The sequence below is a fragment of the Bordetella trematum genome, assembly GCF_900078335.1.
GTDB lineage: Bacteria > Pseudomonadota > Gammaproteobacteria > Burkholderiales > Burkholderiaceae_B > Bordetella > Bordetella trematum.
The window spans coordinates 197,009-209,741 of record NZ_FKBR01000035.1; the positions used below are offsets into that span (position 1 = coordinate 197,009).

At 67.8% G+C, this 12,733-nt stretch carries 12 protein-coding genes; 5 read left to right on the plus strand and 7 right to left on the minus strand.

All coding sequences use genetic code 11. The features are described 5' to 3' along the window. Window positions 1–23: 23 nt before the first annotated feature. From A7V84_RS15565 to A7V84_RS15595, 7 genes are all read right to left on the minus strand, one after another. Window positions 24–1,133 (minus strand): NAD(P)/FAD-dependent oxidoreductase, encoded by a 1,110-nt coding sequence (locus A7V84_RS15565; protein ID WP_033535300.1) that lies wholly within the window; start codon window positions 1,131–1,133, stop codon window positions 24–26. A 3-nt stretch (window positions 1,134–1,136) separates the two neighbouring features. After that, a complete protein-coding gene (locus A7V84_RS15570) occupies window positions 1,137–1,640 on the minus strand; it encodes a flavin reductase family protein (RefSeq protein WP_025516957.1) in 504 nt (167 codons plus the stop codon). Between the two features lie 12 nt (window positions 1,641–1,652). Beyond that, window positions 1,653–2,285, minus strand: a complete 633-nt coding sequence (gene pdxH / locus A7V84_RS15575; protein WP_025516955.1) for a pyridoxamine 5'-phosphate oxidase — start codon at window positions 2,283–2,285, stop codon at window positions 1,653–1,655. 102 nt (window positions 2,286–2,387) lie between these two features. Further along, the gene (locus A7V84_RS15580; protein ID WP_231886822.1) at window positions 2,388–3,029 is read right to left on the minus strand and encodes a gamma-glutamylcyclotransferase; all 642 of its coding nucleotides are present in this window, start codon (window positions 3,027–3,029) and stop codon (window positions 2,388–2,390) included. After that, window positions 3,026–4,159 (minus strand): MFS transporter, encoded by a 1,134-nt coding sequence (locus A7V84_RS15585; RefSeq protein ID WP_033535299.1) that lies wholly within the window; start codon window positions 4,157–4,159, stop codon window positions 3,026–3,028. Before A7V84_RS15585 ends, A7V84_RS15580 begins: the two co-directional genes overlap by 4 nt. A 332-nt stretch (window positions 4,160–4,491) precedes the next feature. Next, on the minus strand, window positions 4,492–5,445 hold the full coding sequence (locus A7V84_RS15590; RefSeq protein ID WP_033535298.1) for a tripartite tricarboxylate transporter substrate binding protein: 954 nt from the start codon (window positions 5,443–5,445) through the stop codon (window positions 4,492–4,494). Between the two features lie 70 nt (window positions 5,446–5,515). After that, window positions 5,516–6,331 (minus strand): amidohydrolase family protein, encoded by an 816-nt coding sequence (locus tag A7V84_RS15595; protein WP_115638853.1) that lies wholly within the window; start codon window positions 6,329–6,331, stop codon window positions 5,516–5,518. Between the two features lie 72 nt (window positions 6,332–6,403). On the opposite strand from A7V84_RS15595, the gene A7V84_RS15600 reads away from it, so the two are divergent. The 5 genes from A7V84_RS15600 (at window position 6,404) to A7V84_RS15620 (ending at window position 12,730) form a co-directional block, all read left to right on the plus strand. Continuing rightward, window positions 6,404–7,306 (plus strand): LysR family transcriptional regulator, encoded by a 903-nt coding sequence (locus A7V84_RS15600; protein WP_081695099.1) that lies wholly within the window; start codon window positions 6,404–6,406, stop codon window positions 7,304–7,306. Window positions 7,307–7,402: 96 nt separating this feature from the next. Further along, the gene (macA, locus tag A7V84_RS15605) at window positions 7,403–8,584 is read left to right on the plus strand and encodes a macrolide transporter subunit MacA (RefSeq protein ID WP_033535297.1); all 1,182 of its coding nucleotides are present in this window, start codon (window positions 7,403–7,405) and stop codon (window positions 8,582–8,584) included. Then, window positions 8,581–10,545, plus strand: coding sequence for a MacB family efflux pump subunit (locus tag A7V84_RS15610; RefSeq protein WP_063491491.1), 1,965 nt, complete (start codon window positions 8,581–8,583; stop codon window positions 10,543–10,545). Before macA ends, A7V84_RS15610 begins: the two co-directional genes overlap by 4 nt. Then, the gene (locus tag A7V84_RS15615) at window positions 10,542–11,915 is read left to right on the plus strand and encodes an efflux transporter outer membrane subunit (protein ID WP_101605061.1); all 1,374 of its coding nucleotides are present in this window, start codon (window positions 10,542–10,544) and stop codon (window positions 11,913–11,915) included. The genes A7V84_RS15610 and A7V84_RS15615 overlap by 4 nt, the downstream gene beginning before the upstream one ends. Before the next feature lie 5 nt (window positions 11,916–11,920). Continuing rightward, on the plus strand, window positions 11,921–12,730 hold the full coding sequence (locus A7V84_RS15620) for a tRNA threonylcarbamoyladenosine dehydratase (protein WP_025516941.1): 810 nt from the start codon (window positions 11,921–11,923) through the stop codon (window positions 12,728–12,730). The last annotated feature ends 3 nt before the right edge of the window (window positions 12,731–12,733 follow it).

The following is a 12,733-nucleotide window of genomic DNA, read 5'->3' on the forward strand; positions in this document are numbered from 1 at the left end:
AGGGGCAATAAAGCAGATGTGGGTTAAGGCGCCAGGCGCGCCAGGGTGGTTTCGGCGATGGCCAGGCTGGAGGTCAGCCCGGGGGATTCTATGCCGTACAGGCCGACAAAGCCGGGCACCCCGTGATGGGCCGGGCCGGAAATCATGAAATCGGCCGCCGTTTCCTGCGGGCCGGAGATTTTAGGCCGGATTCCGGTGTAGCCGGGAGCCAGGGAAGCGTCGGGCAAGGCCGGCCAATAGCGCCGCACTGCGTCATAGAACACCTCGGCGCGTTGCGGATGCAGGGTGTAGTCCTCGTGTTCGATCCATTCGGTGTCCGGGCCGAACTTGGCCTGGCCGCCGAGATCCAGCGTCAGGTGCACGCCCAGGCCGGCATGCTGCGGTACCGGATAGATCAGGTGCGAGAAGGGCGCGCGCCCGGACAGCGTGAAATAACTGCCTTTGCAGAGGTACTCGGCCGGGATGCTGCCGGCCGGCAGCCCCTCGATGCGGCGCGACAGGCTGGGGGCGTGCAGCCCGGCGCTGTTGATCAGCACGTTGCAGCTCAGCGTCATGGCCTGTTCGCCGCCGAAATCGACCTCGAAGCCGCCTTGCGGGCGCACCCGGGCTGCCAGCATGGGCGTATGGAAGACGCATTGTCCGCCGGCGTTTTCGGCATCGCCCTGCAGGGCCAGCATGAGGCCGTGGCTGTCGACGATGCCGGTCGAGGGAGACAGCAGCGCGGCCGTGCATTGCAGCGCCGGCTCCAGTGCCATGGCTTCGGCGCCACTCAGGGCGCGCAGGTCGTGCACGCCATTGGCGGCGGCCTTGGCTGCGATGCCCGCGAGGCTGGCGGCTTCTGTGTCCGTGGTGGCCACGATGAGCTTGCCCAGGCGCTGGTGGGCAATGCCGCGTTCGGCGCAGTAGGCGTACAGCAACTGTTTGCCGCGCACGCACAACTCGGCCTTGAGGCTGCCGGCCGGATAGTAGATGCCGGCGTGGATGACTTCGGAATTGCGCGAGCTGGTGCCGGTGCCGATGGCCTCGGAGGCCTCGGCCAGCAGCACTTCACGGCCAGACAGGGCGAGCGCGCGGGCGATGGCCAGGCCGACCACGCCGGCGCCGATGACGATGCAGTCGATGTCGGTAGTCATGGGTCAGGATTGACGCACAGGGGTAAGGTCGAAGCCGCCGGCATGGAACACCAGCGGGTCATGGGCGCTGAAACCGCAGGCCAGGACCTCGCCGACCATGATGAGATGGTCGCCTTCGGCGTACTGGCTGCGGTTGCGGCATTCAAACCAGGCCGCATTGCTCTCGTCGAGCCGGGGCGTGCCGAAAGGAGCGTTGACCTCGGGCAGGCCGTCAAAGCGCTCCGTGGTGATGCCGGTGGCGAAGCGACGCGCCAGCGCGATCTGTTCCGAGGACAGCACATTGACCACATAGCTTTCGCAGCGCTGGAAGATCTCCAGCGAGGAGGAGGCCATCGACAGGCTCCAGAGCACCAGCGGCGGATTGAGCGAAACGGAGTTGAAGGAGCTGACGGTCAGGCCGATGCGCCCGCCCGCCGGGCTGGCCGTGCTGACCACGGTGACACCGGTGGCAAAGCGGCCCAGGGCGGAGCGGAAGAACGCGGCATCAAAAGCAGGTAGCTGGGACATGCGGAGCAAGCATCAGGGCGAGAGACGGTCCAGGATCCAGCCCTGCTTGCCGTCAGCGCGGTAGCGCAGGCGGTCATGCAGGCGGGAAGGCCGGCCCTGCCAGAACTCCAGGGTGGACGGCACCAGGCGGTAGCCGCCCCAATGTTCGGGGCGCGGCGGGTCGTCGCCGAAACGCGCCTTGAATTCGCGCTCACGGGCTTCGAGCGCCTCGCGGGTGACCGGCTGGCTTTGTTGGGACGTCCAGGCGCCGATGCGCGAGCCGACCGGGCGGCTCGCGAAATAGGCATCGGACTCGGCGGCCGCCACGCGTTCGACCACGCCTTCGATGCGGATCTGGCGCTCCAGCGGCTGCCAGAAGAACAGCAGCGCGGCACGCGGGTTGGCCAGCAGGTCCTGGCCTTTGCGCGACTCGTAGTTGGTGAAGAAGGTGAAGCCGCGCTCGTCATAGCCCTTGATGAGCACGATGCGCGCCGAGGGCTGGCCAGTGGCGTCCACGGTGGCCAGGGTCATGGCGTTGGGCTCGGGCACCTTGGCGGCCACGGCCTCGTCGAACCAGCGCGAAAACTGGTCCAGGGGAGAACGGGCGGCCTCGCTCTCGAGCAGCACGCCTTTTTCATAGCTTTGACGCAGGTCGGAGACGGACATGACGGTCGGACCTCTGTTGAGTACGGGCCTTCAGTGTACCGCCTCGCGACAGGCTGGCCGGGCCTCTTGAAGCACTTGCGGGCGGCGGGGAAAGGAGGGGCCTCAGGCCGGCCCGGCCGGCTGCTGCAGGCGGTGCGCCAGGGCTTCCAGGCGGGCGTCGCGGATGCCGGCCGCGCGCAGGGCGCTGGCGGTCTCCACGACATAGTCGGTGCAGGCGCCGTAGCGGCCGGAGGCGCGCCGCACGATGGCGAGCACCTCGTCCTCCGGCAGGTGGCGGATATAGCCGGGGTTGGCGCGGTTCATGATGAAGACCAGCGCCGGCACCGGACCTTGTTCGGTTTCGCACGACAGCCAGCGCGGCAGATAGGCGCCCGCACCCATCTCGCGCTCCCAGAGAGCCGGGAAATATTCCGGGACCTGCGCGCCCGCCAGGCGGTACACCACGCCCCGGCAGGAACCGCCGCGATCCAGGCCGAACACCAGTCCGGGACATTCGGGGGTGCCGCGGTTGATGCGCGACCACAGGCACAGGGCACGATGATGGCCGCGCAGCAGCGCCAGCCGACGCTCCTGAAAGTCGAAATCGGGGCGCCAGATGAGCGAGCCATAGCCGTAGACCCAGAGGTCCTGGCCGGGCTGCCAGTGCGCCAGGGCCTGGCGCAGCGAGGCCTGGCGTTCTTCGGGGGTCCAGAGGCGGAAAGGCGTGGTGGCGCCGGAGACGGCGGTGGGAGCAGGCGAGGTCACGGTGATGCTTCGGATTCGTGGGGCGGGTTGCGGTTGAACCACCCGGCGGCCAGCGCGGCCAGCGAATAGGCCCAGAACAGCGGCGCCACACCGATGACGCCGCCCAGCGCGCCGAACAGCAGCGGCAGGGTGACCTGGGAGCCGTTGATCAAGGCCATGCGCACACCAACCGCTTCTGCCACCCGGCCCGAAGGCGAATACTGGTGCAGCAGGGACAGCATACTCGGTTGGCAGCAACCCAGGGCCAGGCCGAGCAGGAACGACAGGACAACCAGGGCTGTCACGTCGGTGAAGAAGGGGTATAGCATGAAGTCCAGCGCGGCCGTTACGATGGCCACGCGCACCAGCGTCCAGGCGCGCACACGGGTCTGGATCAGCGGCAGCAGCAGCCGGATCACAAAGGTGGCAGCGGCGAAGGCGGCCAGGATGAAACCGATGGTGGTGGCCGACAGGCCGATGGCCACTCCGTAGATCGGCACCACGAACAGATGGGTGTCCCAGGCGCCGGACAGGATGGTGTTGACCATCAGAATGCGCCGCAGCGGCGGCACGGCCAGCAACTCCGTGACCCGGCGTTTTTCGGCGCTGCGCGCGATGGCGCCGGCCAGCCGCTGGCTGACGGCCTTCAGGCGATGGCGCAGGAGATACAGGCCCACGGCCGAGAACAACGGGGCCAGCGCGAGCAGGCCGAAGGCCGCCTGGTTGCCCAGGTGGTCGATGGCCAACCCGGCGATCAGGGGCCCGGAAAATCCCGAGCCGGCCATCGCCAGCGACATCCAGGAGAAATTGCGCAGCCGCGTCTTGGGTTCGGCATGGCCCAGCAGGTCCTGGGTGGCGACCTGATGCAGCATGAAGCCGATGCCGATGCAACAGGAGGCCACCAGCAGCGCCGCCTGGGTCTGCGAGGCGAAGGGCAGCAGCGTGCCGAAGGTCACCAGCGATGTGCCGATCACCAGGGGCCGCAGGATGCCGACCTTGTCGACCCAGCGTCCAGCATGAACCGAGAACAGCATCGGCAGCACCGCGAAGACGGCGACGAGGGTCCCGACCTTGAAGGTGGACAGCCCGATCTGCAACGCCGTCAGGGAGACGGTGATGCGCCCGCCGGTGAGCGCCACATGGTTGAGCATGGCCAGCAGGCACAGCCAGATGGCCCCGTTAAATCCAGGGTCAGACGATGAAGGCGAGGGGGCAGGGGAGGGCTTGGACACGGCGTAACAGTAATGATTCTGTCCTTAACTTCTGCCAATGTCGAGCAGGCGCGTTCAACGTCTTGAATTTTCTGTATTTTTTCTCTCGGACGATGAGAGGAGATAGCGACCTTAAGGGGCCGGTTGTCAGACAATTGCGCGTAATTGGGGGTAAGTTGGTGGTGTGGGATGAAATTGCAGCCGGGGCGCGCGCGGCGGGTTTGTGTCCCCGCTGCAACGCTGCCGCGCCCCTTGGGCGCGGCGAGGTTTCCTTACTTGGACAGATTCAGCCCCTGGGCCACCTTGCCCAGGGCGGCATACTCCTGGTCGATCTGCTGGCGCAAGGCTTCGCCGGTCACGATGCTGACGGCTTCACCTGCGTCTTCGACGAAGCGGCGCGTGGCCGGTGACCGGGCGGCGGCGGTGAAAGCTGCCTCCAGCGCCTTGACCCGCTCGGGCGGGGTGTTCTTGGGGGCCAGGATGCCGCGCCACAACAGCGTCTGTTCCTCGCCCAGGCCCAGTTCATTCAGGCTGGTGGCCGTGGGCAGCGCCGCGACCTTTTCGGCCGACGTCAGCTGCAGGCATTTCACCTTGTCGTTCTTCACGTAAGGCAGCACGGGCGGGATGGAGCCCACGTAGATATCGATGTGGCCGCCCAGCAGCGCCAGCAGGGTGTCGCCTGCCCCCTTGTACGGGATGTCGCGCTGGCTGATGCCCAGGCGGTTGAAGATGCGCTGGGTCGCCAGCTGGCCCGGCCCGCCTGCGCCATCGGTGCCGAAGGCGTAATGATTGGGCCGGGCGCGCAGGACTTCCATCAGCTGTTTGCCATCGGCGGCCGGGAAGTCGTTCTGCACGCACATGACGTAGGGTGCGCTGGTCAGCTGGGCGATTGGGATGTAGTCCTGCGGCGTATAGCTTACCGGCATGGTGTGCGGCGCCACGGTCACCGGGCCCAGCCAGACGCCGGCCACGGTGTTGCCATCGGTGGAGCGCAGCATCTGCGTCACGCCGATGCTGCCGCCTGCGCCCCCGACGTTGACGACCACGACAGGGGCGCCCAGATGCGGCTCGGCATCCTTGCCCAGCATGCGGAAGAAACCGTCGGTGCCTCCGCCGGCAGTGGTGGGCACGATCAGGCGCAGGGGGTCGGCAGCCTGGGCGCCGGCCAGCAGGCCGGCCCCCAGAACGAGGGCGGCAGCCCGGGCAAGAAGGTGGGAACGGGGCATGACAGTCTCCTGTGGTGGAATCGGGACCCAGGCGGGACGCCACAGGTCCTCGGTTTATATCGGAAGGGGTTCAGCCCTGAAAGCCGAACAATTGCTGCGGGGTGTCGCTGAGAATGGTGTTGCGTTGCGCCGCGTCGGGTACCCATTGGTGCAGCCAGCGCAGGCACAGTGCGTAATGGAAGCGGTCTTCATGTGATACCCAGGGCCAGTCGGTGCCCCACAGCAGGCGTTGCGGGCCGGCTTCGCGCAGCAGCAGCGCGCTCAGGGCTACCGGATCCTGGCCGGCCAGGCGATAGGGGGCGGACAGCTTGATCCAGGTCCGGCCCTGATCCAGGGCCTGGCGCAGCAGCCCCAGCGCGGGCGAGGCCGCGCCCTGGGTCAGGCTGGCGAAATGGTCCAGCACCAGCCTGACGCCGCTGTCCAGGATGGGGGGCAGGACCTGGGCCAATTGCTCACTTTCGGTATAGACCTCGACATGCATGTCGCGCTCGCGCAGCCGGGCATACAGACGGCGGTAGGCGGGCGTGCCGCTATCGGGCAGGGGGGCGCGGCGCAACCAGTTCAGACGAATGCCCCGCACGCCGCGGGCATGCAGGGCGTCGAGCGCCGCATCTCCGATATCCGGCTCCACGATGGCAGTGCCTCGCAGGCGGCCGCCGCTGGCATCCAGGGCTTGCAGCAGCAGCTGATTGTCGGCGCCGTAGAAGCTCGGCGCGGTCAGCACGCCATAGCGCACGCCGTGGGCGTCCAGCACACCCAGGTAGTCGGCGACCTCGGCGTCGCGCAAGGGGGCGGAGTGGCGCCCGGGCATCAAGGGCAGACCGGTGCGCAGGACATGGGCGTGGCAGTCGGCCGCACCGGCGGGGAGATCGAATGGCGTATTCATGGGAGCCATCGTATCAATAAGAATTTTTGCTATCTAATTAAACATTTGGCGTTATTAATATAAAATTTACTGATGAGACGATTTTCCATCCCCCAAATGGAAGCCCTGCTGGCGATCGCCCGCCTGGGCTCTTTCCAGGCCGCCGCCGAACACCTGAACGTGACCCAGCCAACGGTGTCCCTGCGTATCCGGGAGCTGGAGGCGGCGCTGGGGGTGGCGCTCTTCGAGCGCGAAGGACGGCGCGCTGCGCTGACGGCGGAGGGCGTGCTGGCGCGCCGCTATGCCGAGCAGGCCATCGGCGTTCTGGATGAGCTGGAAACGCGGCTGCGCACCGGCGATCCCCTGCAGGGCACCTTGCGGGTCGGCTCGTCGGAAACCATCGCCATGGTCTGTCTGCCGGCCATCGTGCAGCAGCTGGAGCAGCGCTACCCGCGTCTGCATATCGAGCTCACGATCGCCAACAGCCTGGTGCTGAGCGAGCGCCTGAACACCAATCAGCTGGATATCGCCTTTCTCATCGATGCCGGGGTGAGCCACCATGTCCAGGTCGAGCCGCTGGCCTGGGCCGAGGTTGCCTGGATGGGGCAGGCGCCGCGTGGGCGTCTGCGCGCCGCCGATCTGGCCGCGCAAAAACTTTTCGTGGTGCCGGCGCCGTCGCCGCTGCATGAGGTGGTGTCGGCCTGGTATGCCCAGGAGCGCGCGCCGCTGCCCGAGTTCAATACCTGCACCAGCGTGGCCATCATCGCCGGCATGGTGGCCGCCGGCGTGGGCATCAGCGCGCTGCCGGTCAGCGTGATGGCCGATGCCCTGGCCAGCGGCCGGGTGCAGCGCTACGAGCAGGAACGACCGTTCACGCCACTGCGGCTGTGCGCGGCCTATCCGCGCGTGGCCGAGATGGCGGGGCTGGATGCCGTGCTGCGCATTGCCCGGCAGGTGCTGGGCGAGCAGCCCTATTTTTCCCTGAGTGCGTCCTGAGCGATCCGGTTCCGCTTTGCGCGGGCGTCCGCGTAGAATGCCCAGGCCCTGAATGCAAACGTTTCTTATCTGTCGGCCTCCGGCTGCAGGATGTCCATGAAAACCAAATCCGGCCGCATCAAACGCTTCATCTGGCTGGCGCTCGCCCTGCTGGCTGCCGTCCTGTTGATCAAATGGCTGTTCTTTCCGGCCGCGCCTGCGCCCACCTATGTCACCACGGCGGTCAAGCGGGCCGACATGGAAGACAGCGTGCTGGCCAGCGGGACGCTGGAGGCCGTGCGCCAGGTCAGCGTGGGCGCCCAGGTCTCGGGTCAGCTCAAGTCGCTCAAGGTGGCTCTGGGCGATACGGTGCACCAGAACCAGCTGGTGGCCGAGATCGATGACATGACCCAGCAGAATGACCTGCGCAATGCCCAGGCCGTGCTGGATGCGCGTCGCGCCGAGCTGCGGGCGCGCCAGGCGACGTTGCGCCAGGCCGAGCAGGCCTACGCGCGCGAGCGCCGCATGCTTGCCGCGCAAGCCAGTTCGCGCGAGGCCTTTGACAATGCCGAGGCGACGCTGCTGGTCACGCGGGCCGAGATCGGCGCCCTGCAGGCGCAGATCGCCCAGGCCGAAATCGAGGTCGACAAGGCGCGCGTCAACCTGGGCTACACCCGTATCTTGTCGCCCATGGACGGGATGGTGGTGGCGGTGGTGACCAAAGAGGGGCAGACGGTCAACTCCATCCAGAGCGCGCCGACCATCATCAAGGTCGCGCAGATGGATACCATGACGGTCAAGGCGCAGATTTCGGAGGCTGACGTGACCCGCGTGCGGCCCGGCCAGAAAGTCTATTTCACCATCCTCGCCGAGCCGGATGCGCGTCATTACGGCACGCTGCGCGCCGTCGAGCCGGCGCCCGATTCAATTCAGCGCGACGAGAACACGGCCGCCCTGAGCGGGAGCAACTCGGCCTCGAATTCGGCGGCGGTCTACTACAACGGCCTGTTCGACGTGCCCAATCCGGACGGCGTGCTGCGCATCTCGATGACGGCCCAGGTCTTCATCGTGCTGGGAGAGGCCAGCCAGGTGTTGCAGATCCCGTCTTCGGCGCTGGGGGCACGCGCGGGGGATGGGCGCTATACGGTGCGGGTGGTGAGCGCGGACGGCAAGGTCGAGTCGCGCGAGGTACGTATCGGCATGAACAACAACGTCATGGCCCAGGTCCTCGAAGGCCTGCAGGAAGGCGAGCAAGTGATTTCCGCCGATACGGCCTACACCCCTGCGGAGCCGGCGTGAACGGTCCGCTGATCGAACTCCGGGACGTCTGGCGCGAATTCAGCGCGGGCGACCAGGTCGTCGCCGTGCTGCGCGAAGTCAATCTGCGCATCCAGGCCGGCGAAATGGTGGCCATCGTCGGCGCCTCCGGCTCGGGCAAGTCCACGCTGATGAACCTGCTGGGTTGCCTGGATCGACCCACGCGCGGCGTCTATCGCGTCGATGGCCGCGAGACGGCCGCCATGGGGCCGGACGAGCTGGCAGAACTGCGGCGCGAACACTTCGGTTTCATTTTCCAGCGCTACCACTTGCTGGCCGACCTGACGGCGCGCGGCAATGTCGAGATGCCCGCGGTGTATGCGGGGGTGGCGCGTGCGCCACGCCGGATGCGGGCCGAGGCGCTGCTGCGCCGGCTGGGGCTGGGCGAGCGCCTGGATTACCGGCCCGGGCAGCTGTCCGGCGGCCAGCAGCAGCGCGTGAGTATTGCGCGGGCGCTGATGAATGGCGGGCGCATCATCCTGGCCGACGAGCCCACCGGTGCGCTGGACACCCAGACCGGCCAGGAGGTGCTGCGCATCCTCGAAGAACTGAACGCGGCCGGTCATACCGTGGTGCTGGTCACGCACGACATGAATGTGGCGCGCCATGCGCGCCGCATCATCGAGATCAGCGATGGGCGCATCGTGGCCGATCGCGAGAATCCCGACGCGCCGCGTCAGGCGGAGCCAGCCGCCGCCGGCGAGATGGCCGAGCCCGCCGGGGCGCCGGCCTGGCGTGCCTGGCTGGATCGCGGCAGCGAGGCTCTGCGCATGGCCTTGCTGGCTATGCAGGCGCATCGCCTGCGCACCTTTCTCACCATGCTGGGCATCGTGATCGGCATCGCCGCGGTGGTGTCGGTGGTGGCGCTGGGCACCGGCTCGCGGCAGAAAATCCTCGAAGACATCAGCGCGATGGGGACCAATACCGTGGATATCTATCCCGGCAAGGATTTCGGCGACGAAAAGGCGGCCTCCATCCGGACGCTGGTGCCGGCCGATGCCGAGGCCCTGGCGCGCCAGCCCTACGCCGACAGTGTGTCGCCGGAAGTCTCGACCTCGACCACGCTGCGCTATCGCAATGTGTCGGTCAACGCAACGGTGCTGGGCGTGGGAGAGCAGTATTTCCGCGTGCGCGGTGTGCAGATCGCGCAGGGGCAGTTCTTCGATGCCACGGCGGTGGCGCGGCGCAGCCAGGATGCCGTGATCGATCCCAACGCGCGCAAGGCCCTGTTCGGCAACCATACCGACCCCATCGGGCAGGTGATCTTTCTGGGGTCCGTGCCGCTGCGGGTGATCGGCGTGACGCAGCCCAAGAGCTCGCTTTTCGGCAATTCCGAGGCCTTGCAGGTCTGGCTGCCGTACACCACCGTGCTGAGCCGCCTGCTGGGCCAGCAACACCTGCGTTCGATCTCTGTGCGGGTCAACGATGGCATGCCGATCAAGGCCGCCGAGGCGGCGATCGAAAAACTGATGCGCCAGCGCCATGGCATCAAGGATTACTTCCTCTTCAATACCGATACCATCCGCCAGACCGTCGAGCGCACCACGGGCACCATGACGCTGCTGGTCTCCATGATCGCCGTGATCTCGCTGGTGGTCGGCGGCATCGGCGTGATGAACATCATGCTGGTGTCCGTGACCGAACGCACCCGGGAGATCGGCGTGCGCATGGCCGTGGGCGCGCGTCGCAGCGACATCATGCAGCAGTTCCTGATCGAGGCGGTGCTGGTGTGCCTGATCGGCGGGGCGCTGGGCATCGGCCTGTCGCTGGCCATCGGCGCGGCCTTCGCCCAGCTGACAGGCGGCGCATTCCAGATGGTGTTCTCGGGGGCGTCCATGGTGGCCGCCTTTGTCTGCTCCACGCTCATCGGCGTGGCCTTCGGTTACCTGCCGGCGCGCAACGCCGCCCGGCTGGATCCGGTCGAATCCCTGGCGCGCGAATGATGTCGGTCCTGTTTCGTTTCTCCCTGCTGTTGCCGGCGCTGCTGGCGGGCTGCGGTCTGTTGACCACGCCCTATGAGGCGCCAGAGGTGCGTACGCCGTCGCGTTGGCAGGCGCCCGAGCCGGCGGCCGCGCCGCAGGGCGTGGCCTGGTGGCGCAACTTCCAGGATCCGGTGCTCGATGGTCTGATCGAAGCGGCGCTGGCCCGCAACAATGATCTGGCTGCCGCCGCGCTGCGGGTCCAGCGCGCCCGTCTGCAGGCCGGCCTGGCCCAGGCCGATCTGTATCCGACGCTGTCCGGCAACGTCTCGGCCAGCCGCAGTCGCAACCTGAGCGGCGAGCGCCGCCACACCCGCAACAATACGACCGAGCTGGCCGCCAGCTGGGAGGTCGACCTGTGGGGCAAGCTGGCGCGCACTCGCGATGCCGCCCAATGGGAGGCCGAGGCCACCGGGCAGGATCGCGAGGCTGCCGCCCTAAGCCTGATCGGCACGACCGCCACGCTGTATTGGCAGACGGGGTATCTTAATCAGCGCCTGCGCAACAGCGACGAGAGCACGGCCTACGCCCGCCGCACGCTGGAGCTGGTCGAGGTGCAGTATGCCGCCGGCGCCGTCTCGGGCCTGGAGGTTGCCGAAGCGCGCCAGAATCTGGCCAGCCAGCAGGCGGCACGCACCGATCTGGCGCAGCAGCGGGTCGAGGCCATCAATGGCCTTGCCATCCTGTTCGACGGCCCGCCCGATCGCATCATGGCGGACCCGCCGCGTCTGCCGGACGGTCCCATTCCGGGCGTACAGGCCGGGCTGCCGGCGCAGTTGCTGGCGCGTCGCCCCGATCTGCGCGCAGCCGAGGCCCGCCTGCGCGCGGCCCTGGCCCGCAGCGACGCCACGCGCGCCAGCTATTACCCGCCCTTGACCCTGACCGGCGCGCTGGGCACCGCCAGCCAGTCGCTGGGCAATCTGCTGGCCAATCCGGTGGCCACCCTCGGCGCGGGGCTGGCGCTGCCCTTTCTGCAATGGCAGCAGATGGCGCTCAATATCCGTATTTCGCGCAAGGACTACGAGATCCTGGTCACCGAGTTCCGCCAGACGCTCTATCAGGCCATGGCCGATGTCGAGAATGCCCTGTCGGCCCGCCAGTACCTGGCCGAGCAGGCATCCTTGCTGCAGCAGGCGCTGGCGGCGGCGCGGCAGGCCGAGCAACTCTATGAAACCCGTTATCGCGCCGGTGCGGTGGCATTGCGGGTCTGGCTGGATGCCCAGGAGCGGCGCCGGCAGGCCGAAGTGGCGCTCGACGAGAACCAGCTCGCGCGATTGCGCAACCAGGTCCAGGTCTATCAGGCGCTGGGCGGCGATGCGGTCGTGGGACAATAACGCCCATGACTGCTTCTCTCGCCTGTGATATCGATGCGGATCGCCGTTTCGGCGGCCTGTCCCGCCTGTACGGCCCGCAAGGACCCGAGCGCCTGCGCAACGCCCACGTGGCGGTGGCGGGCTTGGGCGGGGTGGGCTCGTGGGCGGCCGAGGCGCTGGCGCGCTGCGGCGTTGGTGCGCTGACCCTGATCGACCTGGATCACATTGCCGAGTCCAATATCAATCGCCAGATCCACGCCCTGACGCCGACGCTGGGCCAGGCCAAGGTCGAGGCCATGGCGCAACGCGTGGCGGCGATCAATCCGGCGTGTCGCCTGCATTGCGTCGATGACTTCGTGTCGCCCGAGAACGTGGCCGACGTGCTGGGCGATGGCTATGCCATGGTGCTGGATTGCACCGACCAGGCCGCCGCCAAGATCGCCATGGTGCTGCATGCGCGGGCGCGCGGCATTCCCATGCTGCTGTGCGGGGGGGCGGGCGGGAAAACGGATCCTCTGACCCTGCGCGCGGGCGATCTGTCGCAGTCCCACAATGATGCGCTGCTGTCCAAATTGCGCAATATCCTGCGCCGCGAGCACGGCTTCCCGCGCGCCAGCGATGCCCATGGCCGGGCGCTCAAGCGCGTGCCGCGCATGGGCGTGCAGGCCCTGTGGTTCGATCAGCCGGCCATCCTGCCGGCCGCCTGGGCCGGGGGCGGTGACGGCAGCGCACCGCAAGGCCTGTCCTGCGCCGGTTACGGTTCGGTCGTGACCGTGACGGCGGCCATGGGGCTGGCGGCCGCCAATCAGGCGGTGCAGGCCATTCTCGCGGCCTGAGCG

Bases quoted from the DNA above. Each gene is read 5' to 3' on its own strand.
- A7V84_RS15565 (WP_033535300.1), bottom strand. From the start codon at position 1,133: ATGACTACCGACATCGACTGCATCGTCATCGGCGCCGGCGTGGTCGGC.
- A7V84_RS15570 (WP_025516957.1), bottom strand. From the start codon at position 1,640: ATGTCCCAGCTACCTGCTTTTGATGCCGCGTTCTTCCGCTCCGCCCTG.
- pdxH (WP_025516955.1), bottom strand. From the start codon at position 2,285: ATGTCCGTCTCCGACCTGCGTCAAAGCTATGAAAAAGGCGTGCTGCTC.
- A7V84_RS15585 (WP_033535299.1), bottom strand. From the start codon at position 4,159: ATGCTCAACCATGTGGCGCTCACCGGCGGGCGCATCACCGTCTCCCTG.
- A7V84_RS15590 (WP_033535298.1), bottom strand. From the start codon at position 5,445: ATGCCCCGTTCCCACCTTCTTGCCCGGGCTGCCGCCCTCGTTCTGGGG.
- A7V84_RS15595 (WP_115638853.1), bottom strand. From the start codon at position 6,331: ATGAATACGCCATTCGATCTCCCCGCCGGTGCGGCCGACTGCCACGCC.
- A7V84_RS15600 (WP_081695099.1), top strand. From the start codon at position 6,404: ATGAGACGATTTTCCATCCCCCAAATGGAAGCCCTGCTGGCGATCGCC.
- macA (WP_033535297.1), top strand. From the start codon at position 7,403: ATGAAAACCAAATCCGGCCGCATCAAACGCTTCATCTGGCTGGCGCTC.
- A7V84_RS15615 (WP_101605061.1), top strand. From the start codon at position 10,542: ATGATGTCGGTCCTGTTTCGTTTCTCCCTGCTGTTGCCGGCGCTGCTG.
- A7V84_RS15620 (WP_025516941.1), top strand. From the start codon at position 11,921: ATGACTGCTTCTCTCGCCTGTGATATCGATGCGGATCGCCGTTTCGGC.